Genomic DNA, 16,088 nt, shown 5'->3' with positions numbered 1-16,088 from the left:
ATTATCCTCATAGTACCACGAAATCTCTACATTTATACCATCTGCAATTCGTTCTCTGTTCCGGCCGCTAGAGGACGTACCCGCTTCATAAGTTCCTCTAAGAATTGCTCCGGCCGGGCAAAACAAGCAAGATGACCGGCATTCCGAATCCGAACATATTCTTTGAAAGGAGCTTCAATCTTGGCGAAGTATGCTTTTGCCGTTGCAGTTGGCGTTATGATATCTTGATCGCCATGCATAATAAAGAAAGGCAATTCAAAGCACAGTCCAACCTTGTCGAAGTCAAAAGCCACTAACTCGTCAAACAGGTGGCCAAGGGTGTAATTCATCCCTTTAAAAATATGGATGAGATCACTGAACTTGTGTTCCGGGGAAGAGAGCATAGACGGCAGTATGAGGTCCATAATCATATTTGGCACATCGTTGATCACTTTAACCAGATACTGATTCCTCCGTTCGAAATCTTTGCGGCTCCATTGCGTGGGATCCGGCCCCATTTTCTCGACCAAATGAACTCCCTTCGCATGGCCAGCATTGCGGAAAGCACCTAGCGTCACTTTGTACGTTTGATGCTGAGGATCCGGAGCATTTTGATCTGTACCGACATACGCGTAAAACAGGTCGGGACGCTGTTTAGCCATCATAATTCCAATCAGACTGCCTACTGAACTGCCGATGAGAATCACTTTCTGATGCCGGAGTTTGCTGCACAGATATTCCGCCAACTCGATGCCGTCCTGAGCAAGGCGGTCGAAGGTGATCGTACCGCTTCCGTCTTTTCCGTTCCTGGTGAAGGTTTTGCCAGCGCCTCGCTGATCCCATTGAACGATTGTGAAATGCTTCTCCCACGAACGCAATAACGGGCTGAAAATGGAATACGGGGAAGCTGGTCCGCCATGGATGAACAATAGAACGGGGTTATGGTAATCCTCTCCCCGTATAGTTACCCATTGGTCGATACCGCCGATTTTCACGTAACGACTTTCAACGATTCGATTCGGCGTATGAATCTGAAGCAGCCTGGTGTTCTTACGCCGATTGTGTTTTCGCAGTAATAAATCCGGCAGGATGTTCTTTTTACTCATCTTTTGCAACTCCTTCAGAGGCTGAATTTAATGAGTGAGTGAGTAACTCACTCATTATTAAAGTATAACTTTTCCCGCTTATTGTCAATCCCGTGAATTAGCAGCACTGTGTTTCCCGTTACGAAGAAGTCTGCGGCTTCCGTAACAGCAAGTTTTAGGGCCGCCCTTTGTAGGATGGCCCTTCTTCAACCTCATTTTGCTCAATGCCGTTCTAAAATTTCGATATACCCTTCTGTTCCATTCACGCGAATTCGTTGCCCGTCTTTGATCAGTTTGGTTGCATTCTCCACTCCGACAACTGCCGGCAAGCCATACTCACGCGCGATAACTGCTCCATGGGTCATCAGTCCGCCAACTTCGGTGACTAGACCTTTTATGGATACAAATAAGGGTGTCCAGCCCGGGTCAGTAAAGGAGGTGACTAATATATCTCCATCTTCCAGATCGGCATTTTCCATGTTTAAAATGACACGCGCTCTTCCTTCTATCACTCCGGAAGAAACAGGTAGACCTACAATCGCATTAGCCGGCAAATTTTCTCGATTGTACTCACCCGTAATGATTTCACCGTCAGACGTGATAATACGTGGAGGAGTTAGCTTTTCATACAATTTGTACTCGTCTATTCGTTTGGTGATGATCTGATAATCCACTTTATTGGTGCGTACGGCTTCGTGAAGTTCTTCAAAAGTGAGATAGTATATATCTTCTTTGTCATGGATAACGCCAGCTTGAACGAGTTGTTCGGCTTCTTTCAGTAAAGCCTGCTTATAAACGAAGTAGCGACTTACTTTGCCGTATTTTGGATATTCCCGGTAGCCGATGAAATTCCGGATGAGGTCGATCATTCGTTTGGTTTCTTTGGCTTTTTGTTCACCATCCGGTAATTGCTTCAATCGATCGATTAACTCTTGTTCTTTTTCTAAAGCAACGCGCCGCCCTTGCTCAAATTTCCGATTGCCGGCATTTGGCTCAAAGTTTTTGATGTTACCAAGAATCATGGGAACAAGTGTGATTGGTTTTTCACTCCAACGAGTTTTCGTAATATCGATTTCTCCGGCACATCGCATTCCGTATTTGCTGAGATAATCATAGATAGCGTCTTGGGCTTCACTTCCTCCATCAAACTTAACCAGTTCATCCAGAAAGTTATCTTCTTTTGCATGCTGCAAATAGTCAATGACTTCCGGGTATGGACGAATCACATCCGCGACCCCCAGTAGCGCCAGACCCATTTCTGAAGTAATATTGTTTGATACAGATTGAGAAAGCGTATCTGCTGCGTTTTTTTCGCCTAACCACTCGTTCATGTTTTCATTGATCCATGATGTAGCATTTATAGCAGCCATAAACACAGCCGTACTTTGCGGGTCAAATAAGATCTTCTTTAATTGCTGGATATCTTCCAGAATAAAATCAAATAAATCGGATCCCGATTTCGCTTGGATGTTTTGTTTTAACTCTTCTATCGATGCTTGACTACGCTTAATCAAATCAGAAACGATTGTCGGATCGTTCTCGAATTGTGCCAGCATATCTGTATTACTTCTGCCCAGAATCTGTGCTGTTTGATCATTTGGTAACAATTTTATAAAATCTCGCTCTATTATGGTCATGAGTGCGCCTTTTATGAGCGGATCGGATGCCAGGGTATTTAATAAAGCTTCCCGGCCGACAGATGTAGCCAGCCTAGGTGCAACATCAACAAACAACCTCCCACCGGCTTTACGCATAGGTGCAGGAGTAATTAACAGGTAAAAAGACAATCCCAATGGTTTTATGGGATCTGCCATCATTTGTTGATGACCAACAGAGATATAGACGTGATTTTCTTGATCATTCGCTTCAGGGATCGGGTATAAAGTAGTGATTGGCCGACTCTGGACAATATAAAAGGTATCATCAGCCAAACACCATTCGATATCTTGCGGGCAGCCAAAATAAGCTTCGATTTGTCTTCCGATGTGTGCCAGTTGTAAAATTTGCTGCTTAGAAAGGGTTTGAATCTTTTGCCGATCGGGATCGATCTGCCGGGTCTCGGTTCCGCCTTCCTTTAGTCCATAGATAGCCAATTTTTTGGTTGCGATCCTCTTCTCGACGATTTCCTCTTCCCGCACTTTATAACAATCGGCAGATACCAAGCCGGAGACCAGTGCTTCTCCAAGCCCAAAACTGGCATTGATGGACAGCAGCTTTCGGTTGGAGTTAATCGGATCAGCGGTATATAAAATCCCTGAGGCCTGCGGGAAAACCATCCTTTGAACGATAACGGATAAATAAACCTGGCTGTGGTCGAATCCATTCTGCATACGGTAGATTACCGCGCGCTCCGTGAACAGGGAAGCCCAACATTTACTGATATGCTGCATAATTGATTCTTTGCCGATGATATTTAAATAGGTGTCTTGTTGACCGGCAAAAGAGGCATGCGGCAGATCTTCGGCAGTCGCACTAGAACGCACCGCATAAGCATGTTCATCACCAAACCGGGAGAGATATTGAGTAACTGCTTCCACAACATCGGAAGGAATTGTTGCTTCCATAATGATTTGTCGGATTTCCCTGCTGATTTCGCCAATTTGATCTCGATCCTCCACTTTTAGCGGGGTTAGTCGATTGAGCAAAGCATAATAAGTTTCGTTATGTTCGATGGCTTCTTGATATGCCGCCGTTGTAACACAGAAGCCTTCTGGTACTTGTATTCCTTCCATTTTTGATAACTCCCCTAAATGCAGCCCTTTCCCGCCAATGAGCAAAAGCTGCGTTTCATCCATTTCCTGAAAATCAAGAACCAAACAACTCATTCAACATCTCTCCTAAAATTAAATTGAGAAAAGCATTTGACAAGAGTTTAGGGGCATGGTACAATTAAATTGTAAGATGAGTTAATTCTGAATATTTTTATCAAAAAAATTGCAATTTGATTATATCATTGTGTCTGTATATAGGCAATATAAAAGAACCTGATAAAGCAGGTTCTTTTTTTATGAGTCACGCTTAGTGACCAACCCCTTAATAAAGGGGTTATTTTCATTTCTGTCCGGCAAAGTGCTCATCAACATCCGGAACTTGCCGTTACTTATGATACGGTTCATCGCGCTGTCTGTAACGGCAAGTTTATTAGAGGCCATCCGGATGGATGGTCCTCTCTTTTCAAAATGAACGACAAGTTGGGCTTCACCAATGGCCTTGCTTCTCCTATAAATAATCTGTAAGAATCTGAAAGGCACTCTGCGTATTAAACTCCATGATTTGTTTAACTAATTCTGCGTCCGGATATCCTCTTTGAAGCAACCGGTGGGGACCGGCACTGTAGGAAATATGATGATACAGCTTATAGAAAGCCATTCTATGGGGGTCCAGCTGAGTATGCTTCAAGTAACGTCTGTAGTTGTCGAACCGGAACTCCATGAAGCTGTGTTCATATTCAGGATCGAAAAACAAGGCACCTTCGATATCGATCAGCCACGGACGCAACTGATCGTCCACGAGAACATGGTTCGGTCCCAGCTCAGCATGGATAAAGCTGTAACACGATCTTGTTACGATTTTTGCAGCTAAATCTTCTATTACTTGAACAAACTTGCCGTGATGATTCTGAAATTCCGAAATATTAGCGGACAAATATTCCAGCTGCCGGTAAGCATTTGTCAACATGGGTAAATGACACCCGGAAGGCGCTTCCGGTATCGGTTCATGTAGTTTCCCCCAATGTCCCCTAGTTTGTTGATGCATTCGGTTCAACATCCCGGAAAGAGGTTCGAATACTTGATCTTGAATTTCGGGATCAGCTTGAAAGAAATCCGAGGCTTCTTTTCCATCGATGTACTCGACAAATGCGAAATCCGCCTCGCCCTCAAGACCTCCCGGTGCAAAGTGATAGAGTTCCGGTGTACGAACCTGAAGGTTCCTCAGATAGGCGTTAACCGTTTGAAATTGTTTCCCCCCGTAACCGGATATGGGTTCCGATTGTTCCTCTTGCTCCAGCTCTTCCCGAAAGTAGTTCATCCGCAAATCCCAAACATACAGAATAAAACGAAAGCCGTTCGAACAACGAACCAAATAAACGACTTTCTGCGCTCCGCCGCGCAGCTGCACTACCTCTTCCGGATGATAACCCCTTCCAAAAATCCTTTTTACCCAAACCCCGAGTTTTCCCTGTAATAAATGACTCCATCCGTCCATATTCCACTCTCCTTCTATTGAATTATTGCATGATCAATATAGGTGATTTGGAAAAAAAAGTATAGACTGTTTCTTGGCGATTTGTTATGATGTTGAATAAGGTCTTTGCAAAAATAGCCATATGAAAAGCCCAAGGAATTTGATTCCCGGGGCTTTTTTGGATATTATTTCTATATAACCGCTGAGGGAGGTAATATAAGTTGATAATTACTACTTGCTAATCCATTGATATTCGTACATCAAAAAGGATACAAAGAAGGGTACCATGCCTATCTTGTTAGGTTGCTTGGTGTGCTCTTTTAGCAGGTAGAAGAGTCAGCTTATAGAACTGGAATTTCATACGGCCGATTTCGGATGACGGATAAACAACATTCGTTTTATTTGTACTGTCATGTCCGAGGCCAAGTTGAAATAAAGGACTGTAAGAAGGCACTGCCTTCTTGCAGTTTTTTTGTTCTTCAGGCAGCCCTAACGGGATAGGCATATCTGAAATGCCAAGGAAAGAAAGCTGAACCGGTCAACAATACGCGTATTGGGAGGATAACGAATTGAGCATCACATTTAGGAGATATAAATTGCTGTCGGATTTTGAGCGTGTCAATGAATTCATTCGGCGCAACTTTCAGCGATACCAACTGGGCGGCAATATCCCGCAACCGTTCTGGGAATATGCTCATACCCATCCTTACTTTAATCATAATCTGACACACCGATTTGGCATTTGGGAGGATAACGGGGAGATCGCTGCTGTCGCCTGTTATGAACTGGATCTAGGGGAATGTTACTTTCTAACCAAAACCGGATACGAGTATATGAAGCCGGGCATGATCGATTATGCGGAAAAAGAGCTGTCCAAAGTCGCCAATCATCAAAAAAGCCTTGATATTTATGTATTTGACTATGAAGATCAGCTAAAGAAAGCACTCTTACAAAAAGGATACGGCAAAGATTGGAGCGCGCCCATTACGGTCTTCAAATATGAAAATGGATTTCATGAAAGGGTATTGCCGGAGGGATTTTCAATCATAACCTTAGAGGATGAAAATGATTTTCGCAAAATCCATGATGTGTTATGGCGGGGTTTCGATCATGAGGATGAACCTGATGATGATTTGGATTGCAGAATGCTCATGCAGAGCGCACCCCATTTCCGAAAAGACCTCACCACCATTATTAAGGCGCCAAACGGAGAATATGCCTGTTTTGCAGGCATGTGGATGGACGAGGTTAATGATTTTGCTTATATCGAGCCGCTTGTGACTGATCCGCGGTACCGCAGAATGGGGCTTGCAACCATTGCAATAACCGAATCGATGAAGCACACACACAAATTTGGAGCCACATATTGTTTTGGCGGTGCTCCCGAGTTCTACACCAGTATTGGCTTCGAAACCGTTTGCTATCGCGAGAAATGGTCAAAAGTATGGTAGAACGCTGGCACGGGTAATGTGACAGGATAAGCGTCCGAACAGTAGGCATAGCCGAGCAGTTCGGCTTTAATATCGGCGCCTCGCAGCCGCTGCCTGTACCGTCTATTTTTGTGCTTATACGCCATGGTGGATATGCCGTTACCCTCGTCTAGCAATTACATATTGTATAGTGAGATATTCTAGTATCACGGATAAGGGGAGCGATGTGATGGAAGCCAGCCCAAGAAAATCTATCAAACAGCAGGGAGTTTCCATTATTACCTGCACGAATCGCCAAGGTTATATAGGAAACATTATTAATAATTACATTAGACAGCGTCATCCACGGAAAGAACTCATCATTATTGTCAACAACGATAAAATACCGCTTGCACCCTATCAGCGCTTAGCGAAAAAGCATAAAAACATACAAGTTTTCCGCGTTCCGGGACATCAATCTCTCGGTGCTTGTTTAAACTATGCCGTCCGGAAAGCGAAAAACAGCTACATTGCCAAGTTCGATGACGACGATTATTACGCCCCCTATTATTTGACCGACAGCTTGCAGGCATTTAAAAGAACTAAAGCGGATATCATAGGAAAGCGCGCACATTATATGTATCTGCGTGGATCAAAGACTCTTATTCTTCGGTTTCCCCAAGATGAAAATCGGCCCGCAACCAAGCTTCCAGGCGCGACGCTCGTTATTAAGCGGGACGTATTAAACAAGGTGAGGTTTCCCAATCAAAGCGTTGGTGAGGATGATCTGTTTTGCGTAAGAAGCAAGAGGAAAGGATACAAGGTGTATTCTGCAGGAAGATTTAACTTTGTGGCCATCCGCAGGAAAAATTCATCCAACCATACCTGGATCATCAGCGACAAAGAACTGATCGCCCACCATAGAACAATCCCTAATGTTAAGAATTACAAGCGATTTGCACAAAGAAAGCCAAAGGGCGTTCTCTAATGGCGGGACCCGATATCTCCCGTACTCAGAATGCGGTTTCCATCATTACTTGCACCAAACGGCGGCAATGCATGGACACCCTTTTTCATAACTACAGCAGACAGAATTATCGGAATAAAGAGCTTATCGTCATATTAAATCATAACAACCTGAAGATGAACGAGTATATAAATGCGGCAAAATCATATAAGAACGTAAGGATTTACAGCTTGCCGGAGCATGTATCGCTTGGTCAATGCCTGAATTACGGAGTTAAAATATCTAAATACAGCCTAATAGCCAAATTCGATGATGACGATTATTATGCTCCAGGCTATTTAACAGATAGTGTGCGAATCTTGTTAAAGACAAACGCCGATATTGCAGGCAAACGAGCCCACTATATGTATTTGAATGGTAAAAAAACTCTTCTGCTTCGTTACTTTAATATGGCTAATAAGCATGTTCCCCTTGTTCAAGGAGCGACCCTGCTCGTAAAACGGCATGTGTTCAGCAAGGTTCATTTTCCCAATCGAAATCGGGGCGAATGTGTAAAGTTTTGTTCCGACAGCCGGGCAAAAGGCTTTAAGATTTATTCAGGAAGTCCACACAACTTCTACGCGATCCGCAGAAGGAACTCTATAGATCATACCTGGATCGTAAGCGATAAATCTCTCTTAACAAGAAATGTTAAAGTGCTGAAAGTGAAAAACATTAGAAAATTTGTATCCCGAGGCTAAGCTTCTTTAGCTATTAAAAAGGCCGCAAGCTCCTCCCAATTGTCTCGCCAAGAGTGTACAATGAGCGGATTTTTCCCGCCCAGATTTTCTCAAAGCGACCCAATTCGAGGAGCTCGCCTTGTTCTAACAGCCCTATAAATCAATCGGCCCTTCCCAATGCTGCGGTCCGGTCCACATCACATTTACATAACCCTGATTTCCACGACGAACAGGTCGATCTGGTTCATCGTCTGGCGTTCAGCTGCTAAAGCACTGTCCCCAAGTTTAGAACAAAAAAACCTCCAGATCACCCAAATCTGGAGGAAAAGAAAAGGTTATGAAGAAAATTACAAAGATTATACTAACATAGTAAATAAAAATAATCCGCGAAATTACCATTATTCTGGAAGTGTAAGTAATGGATAAGCAGGAAATAAGTAAATACCAAAAATTGTCGGTTTATATATTAGTATGTATGCTTTTTAACTTCCGCAATCAAATCCTTACAGTCATCCAAATCTTTACGAATCGTATGTTCTTCATTTACTTCTACTGTGATTAGTTTCTCTTCTTGTCCTGCATTGACCAAAATATTTCCATCATAATCGATTACTCTGCTGTCTCCTCTAAAGGTGATGGCCTCCTTATTAAGATACTCGGTGCTTATACTATTGGCTAAAATCAAATACGCTTTGTTTTCAATCGCCCGGATTCTCATGATATCCAGTGTTCTTTCCTGACAGGTTAATGCGGAATGACAAATGATTTGTGCCCCTTTTAGCATTAATTCTCTTGAGCTTTCCGGGAACCACCCTTCGAAACATATTACAACTCCTATCTTACAACCATTGATATCAAAGACATTCGAGTCCTCTCCACAAGAGAAAAATTCTAATTCATGATCTGTAAGATGTCTCTTCCTTTGCTTTCCAATATAACCTGATGGGCCTACTACGATTGCAGTAATATAAAGATGACTCTTTTCTTTTTCTACAATAGCTCCAACGAAATGACAATTTGAACTTTTAGCAATTCCACTAAGCCTGTTTGTTGTATATCCGTTAGGAATTTCTTCTGCGATTTCCATCAATTCGCTTGCTGAGTCAAAAAAATAACCTGTTGAGAATAGCTCAGGCATGACAACCAAATCAACCGAATCTACCGAATGATTGATTAGCTTCTCAATTGTGTTTAAGTTTTTTATCTTATCCTTTTTTTCTACATTCATTTGTAATGAACCAATGATCATATCATTAACCTCCCCCACAATCTTCTTCTCTTATCTGGATACCTGTGATTTGCATAAAATCCTCCAATCGCGATCAAGCTACCTGTTAGTGCTCCAATAAGCACTTTAAACTCCAGGAGGCGATAACGAATGGCAAAACCGGATAATCGGGCGGATAATGTCGAGCATTTACAGCAAAGTATTCAGAATACACAGAGAAATCTTCATGAAGCTGAGGACTATTTAAATGAATTTGCCTCGGAAATCAGCAGCGAGGAACGTAAGCAAATCGAAGACAAGAATGAGCGCCGTAAAGAAAGCATTAAAGGCTTCCGGGAAGAAGTGAAGGACGAAGCGGCGCATTCGAAAGAGTAGTTAAAAACAGCAGATCCGGCCAGAAATTCAAGCGAGGCCGGATCTGCTTTTTCGTGAGCCCATAACCCGGTACGGATAACTAGGTTACACGGTCCGCAATCACTACCCCGCACCCTATTCCCTCATATTCGCCTTCCACAGCTTACGGATATAGACCATTTGCCCAATATGATAGGCATTGTGGGTTGCTGCATTGCTGATGATCTCCCACCATTTAGCCGGCGCTGGAAATCCTGTCACCCCGGTTTCGAGGCTTTCATCGGTCAGCAGCTCCTGCCACCCTAAAAGCACCTTCAGTAGCTCTGCACTCAAGTCGCGAAATGTAGTGTTCTCCGGTATGACAAAGCTGTCGTTGTTATCTCCAACAGCGGGCACAGCGTCCATCCGGCGCTGCTGGTACCTGATCTGCCACGTTTCATTCCAATACAGCAGATGCTGGGTAAGCTCAGCGATACTGCTGCTGTTTGGGTCAGGCTTCCAAAAGGCTTCTTCCTCCATAATGTCCCGAGCCGTCTGCATGAACGGGATATACCAGCTCGGGTCATTAGCATTGGCTAATAATTGATTGCTAAGGACATCCTTCGCATGAACCATTTTCTCCCCTCCTCAGAGCCCCGGCTCGTACTCGCTTAATTTCCCTTCGTAGATCAAATGCAGCCGGTCGTTTTGCCGAAAATCGTCCGGTGTAACGAGCGCAGGCAGCTTATTCCATAGCTTTATACCGGACCGTTCCAGAATTTCCGCGACGAATTGCGAACAAAAGTAGGAGTTGCTGAATTCGACCGGTTCTTTTAGCGCGATGCCGATCACGCCCAGAATGTTATAGAGGTACTTTTGGCGGCTTCGGATAAAGATTTGCAGAACCCGCTTCATTTTCTCAACTTCCCGGCTTGTTACTTGAAGCTCGTAGATAACGCACGTCGTATTCGGATACTTGCTGAATGTGCCTGTCTTGAGATCCTCCTTCACAAATCCGCCATTCAGGGGGTTGCTCGGATGCTTTCTCCCGAAGCTGTACAGCTCCGAAAGCTCCCGGTTGAAGGAAATCGAGGCGTGATTGTAGGGTGCTTTCGTGTAGCCTTGAATGAGTTTCGTAAAAAGTGTTCCGGTATTCGTTAGCAGGATATAAACCGATTGATCAGCTGCCATTTACAAATTTTCCCCTTATCAAGTGTGAACGTTTCCTTCATAATAGCATAAGATCCCTTTACTGGAATCCTACCCTGCAATATAAGTTGGTGATTGGCAATGAACAGTTCGCTATTAACGATGGTCCTTATTTTTGCAGTCTTATCCGTCATCCATCTCCTGTATTATGTAATGGGCAGAATACAGCCGGACAAAGACTATTCGGGCCTTGGCTTTCGCATCAAAACCTGGTGGGGCATGTTTCTCATTTTTTGCTTCGCCACCTTTTTCAATCCGGTCGTTTCGCTCCTTTCCCTTATGGTGCTTGCCTTCTTCGCGCTCAAAGAATACTTTTCCATGATCAAGTCGAAAAAAGCCGACCGCAGGCTGTTTCTATGGGCGTATTTGTCGATTCCCGTGCAGTTCTATTGGATTTATATCGGGTGGTACGGGATGTTTATTGTCTTCATTCCTATCTATGTATTCTTGTTCCTGCCGCTCCCGAGATTGATCAACAAAGGAACGGTCGGATTTCTGCGAAGCGTCAGCCGGGCCCAGTGGGGACTCATGCTGATGGTCTTCGGACTTAGCCACCTGGCCTATTTCCAAATTGCTTCGCCGCAGTACGGAGCCGGTCTTGTGCTTTTTCTGGTGGTGCTGACGCAGCTTGGCGATGCTGTACACTATCTCGCATCCATCTATTTCGGCAAGCGGAAGGTGGTCCCGACCGCCAACCCGAATTTAACCTGGGAAGGCTTCGCATCCGCATTTCTCGTAACGACAGGGGCATCGTATCTGATCTACCCCTACCTGACGCCGTTTGACCTGACATTTGGTATCTTTTCCGGTATGCTGATTAGCTTGAGCGGTTTCTTCGGCAGCTTAACCGTTTCTGTACTGAAGCGGGATTTGCTAATCGGCGATGGCGATAAGTTCGATGCGTTGAAAAAGAGCTACTTAAGCCGGGTCGATAGCCTGACCTACACCACGCCGGTCTTTTTCCACGTGATCCGTTATTTTTTTGATTTTATGTAGGTGGATGCCATCGAAACTAGATGCTTTCGGAGGGAGGCTTAGGTAGACCCCTTCCTCCGAAGCCTTTTCCACGATTTTTGCGAAGTTTCCCATCCAAAAACTTGCCACTGTTTGTGATACTGTTTAGCGCGCTGTCTGTAACGGCGAGTTTATATTGCACCTTATTGGATGCCCTAAATACTGAAATTCAGACCATAAGCTATATCGCTGTTAACGGTAAATAGCAATACAACTAATCCATGTTTCTCTGCATAAAGTTTACTCCACGTGATTCTTTTCGCATTTGATAGAGCTCCCCTCGAGGCTGCATTGCCAAGACGTCCGTTTTTCTTTACCCCAAGCATGGGTCACCAGAGGCCCCCTCTTAAGAGAAGAGAATGGGAGAGAAAAAAAAGTCTATTTTTTCTTTAGCAGTAGGGAAAATAGTATCGTGAAGGAGTATGTAACTTTTTGTGGAATATTATCAAAATAACTTCTAAAATAAACTTACCCATATAGAGAACGGAAGTTAATTATGGCCCGTCAAATGAGTTTAACCTTACCCTATCTCATATCTAAAGGATACTTTCCTGCGGAACTCTACCATTCACTCCTAAACCTAAACCAAAGTTAAAGCCAAACATAAATCCAGGTAGGAATATAGATATTGATGATATACCCAATTGGCTATCAGCCGTTTTGGGAAGCGGTGGGTACTAATATTTCCCCTTACATAATTAAGTAAGCTTGATAAATGATCGAGCAAATACGCCGTTTCTAAAAAACCTTGCTCTACTTGTGGTACGGTTCTCCGCGCTGTCTGAAACGGCAAGTTTTAATTCTACCCGTTCTAAGATAAGACATGCCCGACACGCCCCCTGAATGAATGCAAACTCTCATTCTGTGGTTTATAATAGAATTTATCTGAATCTTTTTGCTTAATCACAATTAAAGTTGGATACACTAGAGGTATACAATTAATTTAATGGGGGGCTTGATATGTCAGATAATCGAAGTATTACAGAAATTGAATTTACCGATTTCACATTGTTTTCAGATATCACAATTCCCTTTGCTAGACATATTAATATAATTAGCGGAGAAACTAGTGTTGGTAAAACCAACATTATGAAGGCACTCTACAGCTATGGAAAAACGATAAACGAAGTTAATGATTTGCACGACCCGATCTCAGTTGAAAGAATTAGCGAAATGATCGCTTCAAAATTCCTTGGTGTCTTTCGACCAGATGATAGAAAGATTGGTAGACTGGTAAAAAGAAATAGGGGAAGAGGAACAGCTATATGCAAAATCTCCTTTGATAAAGATCATGATATAAAATTATCATTTACAAATTTAGCCGTCAAAAACATTAAACTTGAGGGTTACCAAACTACAGAGAATTGGCCCCGATTTGTCTACATACCAGCTAAAGAAATAATCTCATCTACTGAAAATTTCTCTGCTTTGTACGAAAAATATCATATTGCTTTTGAAGAAACCTATTACGATCTCAGCAAGCTCTTGTTGCTTCCCACGAGAAAAGGCCCTTTAAATTCCAACCAAAAAAATTAATTAAAACCTTGGAAAAGATAATTGATGGGAAAGTTACTCTAGAAAGCCAAAAATTCTACTTGAAAACTAAAGAATTAGGTAATATTGAAATGGGTCTTCTTGCTGAGGGATACCGCAAGCTTTCCACTCTATTGCAGCTTATTTCTAATGAAACATTAAGCGAAACCACTATTCTTTTTTGGGATGAGCCTGAGTCGAATATTAATCCCAAAATGATTCCTGCTCTTAAAGAAATGTTAGTAGCTCTTGCTAAAATGGGTGTTCAGATATTTATTACGACTCACAGCTATTTTCTTCAACAAGAACTTTCTCTTTATGCCCAATATAATACTAACGATGATCTTGATATTCGCTTTATTACCTTGTATCAGGAGGAAGGCAACATTAATTTTGAATCGCAAAAACTCATTTCAGATTTACTACACAATCCAATACAACAAGAATTTATGGATTTATATAATAGGGAGCAGGAACTATTCTATGACCATACTTAGCCTAGATGAGAGCAATCTTCGTTTTCAATTTAAAGAGGGCCTCTTGCCAATTAAATTCGATGAAACCAGTTTTTATACGAATCGATTTAATACTCTCCAAGGTTCCAAAGGTGTGGATTTTATAGTATTCGATAATGAAACTTTATATTTCATTGAAGTTAAAAACTTCAGCGGATATGAAATTGAAAACAAAAACTGTAGACATTAAAGTCATATTATTTCTAGAAGGTAGATTCCATAATGAAGCAGTCGTTTTTAGGACGATAACTGATGAAATGAAATATCGGATGAAATGGCTGACAACGAAAGTTATTGTAGAAAATATTCGATTAGCAAAAGATCATATTTATTCCATTCATAGATTATCGAACGATTAGCAGCCCTTCTTTAACAATTCATGAAACCCTCATAAACGAACGTCTCCTTGTTATTTCGCTGTTTTCTTACAGCAATCATTAAAACTTGCCGCTACTTATGATAAGGCTCTCCGCGCTGTCTGTAACGGCAAGTATTAACACTTTGTTTGAAAATTTGCTTTTCCTTCCAAGATTGCATGCAAGAATTTCTTCGACTTTTTCAATCGCTTCTGGATATCTTCAATTTCTTTGATTTTTTGTTCAACTATTTTTTTCTTTACCTCGTATGATAAATTAAGTTGTTGATTTACTAATAAACTTAACTCTTCTACAGAAAAGCCTACGGATAAAAGTGCCTTCACATCTTCTAGAAATTCAACAATCTCTTCAGAGTAAATGCGATAATTATTTACATCTCTTTTAACAAATGTGTCCGGAATCAGGTGTTTACGTTCATAGAATCTCAATGTTGATATTGGCAGACCCGTTAATTTTGAAACATCATTTATTTTCATCATATAGCCTCTCTTTATTTATTTGCTATAAACCTCGGTTTATAGTTCATAATACGACTATGATAACGAACGACATACACAATGTCAAAAAAATCTTACGTTATCAAAAGGAGAGATTCTATGTTTAACCATATTCTAAATAACGATTTCGCCGGTATAGTCAAGGGACGACGTTCTGTGCGTAATTATGATGAGAACATTAAAATATCGAAAGAAGAGATAAGCGAAATCATTTCGGAAGCCAGTCTGGCTCCGTCCTCTGCAAATATGCAGCCTTGGCGCGTAATTGTGGTTGATACTCCGGAAGGAAAAGAGAAACTAAGACCTCTTGTGCGTTTCAATACATTACAGAACGATACTTCCTCTGCCATGTTATTAATTTTTGGTGATATCCAAAGCTATTTATATGTTGAAGAAATTTACAATACAGCCGTGGAACAAGGAAAAATGCCAGCTGAAGTACGAGATAGTCAACTCGAAACCATTCTATCAATGTATCCAACTCTACCAAAAGAAATGAAAGTTGAAGTTGCAAAGGTCGATAGCAGCCTTTTTGCAATGCAGTTAATGTTAGTAGCTCGTGCACACGGGTATGATACGAATCCAATGGCAGGCTTTGAAGTTGACCAGGTTGCACGAGCATTTGATCTAGATGAAGAACGCTATGCTCCAGTAATGATTATTTCAATAGGAAAAGCCAAGGAAGAAGGGTATGAGTCAGTTCGATTAAGTTCTGACAAGATTACATTTTGGAGATAACCATTTATCCGTAATGTATTAATTATTAACAGGAAGCAATAGTTCAATAAAAACAGCGGCAGCCTAGGACTTTATTTTCTCGTCCATGGCTGCCGCATTTTCTTTCATTGGGATTATTCTAATACTTATCATCCAAGTCTATTGTTATAGCCCATGCCTGGTAAAGCGCCTTTCCAAACCTGCTGCGTGATTTTCCGAAAAAACATGCCCCTACTTATGATACGGTTCAGCATATCATCTGTAGGGCAAAATTTAAGGGCGCCCTATTGGACGCCTTCTGTTATTGAGAAACCTTCATTT

General features: G+C 42.1%; 16 protein-coding genes. 9 read left to right on the top strand and 7 right to left on the bottom strand.

The features are described from left to right. Window positions 1-32 precede the first annotated feature (32 nt). The 3 genes from PDUR_RS02930 to PDUR_RS02920 all read right to left on the bottom strand — a co-directional run bounded on the left by PDUR_RS02930 (window position 33) and on the right by PDUR_RS02920 (window position 5,270). Complete coding sequence (locus PDUR_RS02930) at window positions 33-1,085, bottom strand: alpha/beta fold hydrolase (RefSeq protein WP_042205023.1); 1,053 nt, start codon at window positions 1,083-1,085, stop codon at window positions 33-35. Window positions 1,086-1,285: 200 nt separating this feature from the next. Beyond that, window positions 1,286-3,889 (bottom strand): phosphoenolpyruvate synthase, encoded by a 2,604-nt coding sequence (gene ppsA, locus PDUR_RS02925; protein WP_042205022.1) that lies wholly within the window; start codon window positions 3,887-3,889, stop codon window positions 1,286-1,288. Window positions 3,890-4,283: 394 nt separating this feature from the next. After that, window positions 4,284-5,270: a phosphotransferase gene (locus PDUR_RS02920; RefSeq protein WP_042205021.1), complete on the bottom strand. Its 987-nt coding sequence runs from the start codon at window positions 5,268-5,270 to the stop codon at window positions 4,284-4,286. Window positions 5,271-5,818: 548 nt separating this feature from the next. Between PDUR_RS02920 and PDUR_RS02915 the strand changes: the two genes are divergently transcribed. From PDUR_RS02915 to PDUR_RS02905, 3 genes are all read left to right on the top strand, one after another. Next, window positions 5,819-6,700, top strand: coding sequence for a GNAT family N-acetyltransferase (locus PDUR_RS02915; RefSeq protein ID WP_156130255.1), 882 nt, complete (start codon window positions 5,819-5,821; stop codon window positions 6,698-6,700). A 208-nt stretch (window positions 6,701-6,908) separates the two neighbouring features. Further along, window positions 6,909-7,646 (top strand): glycosyltransferase family 2 protein, encoded by a 738-nt coding sequence (locus tag PDUR_RS02910; RefSeq protein WP_042205019.1) that lies wholly within the window; start codon window positions 6,909-6,911, stop codon window positions 7,644-7,646. Continuing rightward, window positions 7,646-8,365, top strand: coding sequence for a glycosyltransferase family 2 protein (locus PDUR_RS02905; RefSeq protein ID WP_042205018.1), 720 nt, complete (start codon window positions 7,646-7,648; stop codon window positions 8,363-8,365). Before PDUR_RS02910 ends, PDUR_RS02905 begins: the two co-directional genes overlap by 1 nt. A 445-nt stretch (window positions 8,366-8,810) precedes the next feature. On the opposite strand, the gene PDUR_RS02900 is transcribed toward PDUR_RS02905, so the two are convergent. Beyond that, window positions 8,811-9,593: a nitrilase-related carbon-nitrogen hydrolase gene (locus tag PDUR_RS02900; RefSeq protein ID WP_052409966.1), complete on the bottom strand. Its 783-nt coding sequence runs from the start codon at window positions 9,591-9,593 to the stop codon at window positions 8,811-8,813. 129 nt (window positions 9,594-9,722) lie between these two features. On the opposite strand from PDUR_RS02900, the gene tlp reads away from it, so the two are divergent. Further along, window positions 9,723-9,947 (top strand): small acid-soluble spore protein Tlp, encoded by a 225-nt coding sequence (tlp, locus tag PDUR_RS02895; RefSeq protein ID WP_042205015.1) that lies wholly within the window; start codon window positions 9,723-9,725, stop codon window positions 9,945-9,947. 114 nt (window positions 9,948-10,061) lie between these two features. Here tlp and PDUR_RS02890 read toward each other — a convergent pair whose 3' ends face one another. Both PDUR_RS02890 and PDUR_RS02885 read right to left on the bottom strand, forming a co-directional pair. Next, a complete protein-coding gene (locus PDUR_RS02890) occupies window positions 10,062-10,541 on the bottom strand; it encodes a DinB family protein (protein ID WP_042205014.1) in 480 nt (159 codons plus the stop codon). Window positions 10,542-10,553: 12 nt separating this feature from the next. Continuing rightward, window positions 10,554-11,096, bottom strand: a complete 543-nt coding sequence (locus PDUR_RS02885; protein ID WP_042205013.1) for a hypothetical protein — start codon at window positions 11,094-11,096, stop codon at window positions 10,554-10,556. Between the two features lie 99 nt (window positions 11,097-11,195). On the opposite strand from PDUR_RS02885, the gene PDUR_RS02880 reads away from it, so the two are divergent. From PDUR_RS02880 to PDUR_RS30255, 4 genes are all read left to right on the top strand, one after another. Further along, on the top strand, window positions 11,196-12,110 hold the full coding sequence (locus PDUR_RS02880; protein WP_042205012.1) for a phosphatidate cytidylyltransferase: 915 nt from the start codon (window positions 11,196-11,198) through the stop codon (window positions 12,108-12,110). Window positions 12,111-13,088: 978 nt separating this feature from the next. Beyond that, window positions 13,089-13,664 (top strand): hypothetical protein, encoded by a 576-nt coding sequence (locus tag PDUR_RS02875; RefSeq protein ID WP_042205011.1) that lies wholly within the window; start codon window positions 13,089-13,091, stop codon window positions 13,662-13,664. Between the two features lie 8 nt (window positions 13,665-13,672). Beyond that, window positions 13,673-14,158: an AAA family ATPase gene (locus PDUR_RS02870; RefSeq protein ID WP_042205010.1), complete on the top strand. Its 486-nt coding sequence runs from the start codon at window positions 13,673-13,675 to the stop codon at window positions 14,156-14,158. Next, a complete protein-coding gene (locus PDUR_RS30255) occupies window positions 14,145-14,366 on the top strand; it encodes a nuclease-related domain-containing protein (protein WP_042205009.1) in 222 nt (73 codons plus the stop codon). Before PDUR_RS02870 ends, PDUR_RS30255 begins: the two co-directional genes overlap by 14 nt. Window positions 14,367-14,669: 303 nt before the next feature. On the opposite strand, the gene PDUR_RS02860 is transcribed toward PDUR_RS30255, so the two are convergent. Then, window positions 14,670-15,032, bottom strand: a complete 363-nt coding sequence (locus PDUR_RS02860; RefSeq protein WP_407944276.1) for a MerR family transcriptional regulator — start codon at window positions 15,030-15,032, stop codon at window positions 14,670-14,672. A 117-nt stretch (window positions 15,033-15,149) separates the two neighbouring features. Here PDUR_RS02860 and PDUR_RS02855 point away from each other — a divergent pair, with 117 nt between their 5' ends. Continuing rightward, window positions 15,150-15,788, top strand: coding sequence for a nitroreductase family protein (locus PDUR_RS02855; protein WP_042205008.1), 639 nt, complete (start codon window positions 15,150-15,152; stop codon window positions 15,786-15,788). Window positions 15,789-16,088 lie beyond the last annotated feature (300 nt).

This window comes from Paenibacillus durus, assembly GCF_000756615.1.
GTDB classification, from domain to species: Bacteria; Bacillota; Bacilli; order Paenibacillales; family Paenibacillaceae; genus Paenibacillus_AQ; species Paenibacillus_AQ durus.
The sequence above is the reverse complement of the archived record's forward strand: the minus strand, read 5'-3'. Positions and strand labels throughout refer to the sequence as shown.